Source organism: Oceanospirillum linum, assembly GCF_001995095.2.
In the GTDB taxonomy this organism is placed as follows: Bacteria; Pseudomonadota; Gammaproteobacteria; order Pseudomonadales; family Halomonadaceae; genus Oceanospirillum; species Oceanospirillum linum.
The window spans coordinates 1-684 of record NZ_MTSD02000032.1 but is presented as its reverse complement, the minus strand read 5'-3'; the positions used below and the strand labels follow the sequence as shown (position 1 = coordinate 684).

General features: G+C 47.1%; 1 protein-coding gene. It reads right to left on the bottom strand.

Going from position 1 to position 684, the window contains the following annotated elements:
* Nucleotides 1-70 precede the first annotated feature (70 nt).
* The coding region (locus tag BTA35_RS16475) for an IS256 family transposase (RefSeq protein WP_139363696.1) at nt 71-684 on the bottom strand (614 nt) is incomplete at its 5' end.

Below are 684 nucleotides of genomic sequence, written 5' to 3'. Positions count from 1 at the left end.
GTATACTACTTTCAAGAAAAGTGTACAGAGAAACTAGAGAGGGTGTTCATAGTTCTGTGTCACCCATTTCTTAAAGATCGACGTGCTGGTCTATTCGGCCTTCGAAGTGGATGCTCAACTGAGACAATGTCAGGTTCCAGTTTTGCACCGGATGCGTCCACTTCTCTGATGCCTTCAACATACCCGCGTATAGCAGCTTGAGCAATGCATATTCATTAGCAAAGCCCCCTTTCGTCTTGGTCAGTTTCCGGAACTGACGATGCACCGCTTCAACCGCATTCGTTGTATAAATCGCCCTTCGCACTTGCTCTGGGTATTTGAAGTAAACTGAGAGATTTTCCCACTTACTCCGCCAAGACTTTATCACCAGCGGGTACTGAGCACCCCATTTCGCTTCCAGCTCATCCAGTGCCTGTTCAGCCGCATTTTGCGTTGTTGCACGATAAACGCACTTCAGATCTGACATAAAGGCTTTCTGGTTCTTACTCGCCACATACTTCACGCTGTTGCGGATTTGATGAATGATACAGAGCTGCACTTCAGTTTTTGGATAGACAGCTTCTATCGCTTCTGGGAAGCCTTTAAGCCCATCAACAGAGGCAATCAGGATGTCTTTGACGCCTCTATTTTGCATATCTGTCAGGACACTCAGCCAGTAGCGAGCACCTTCGCTCTCTGATAAGT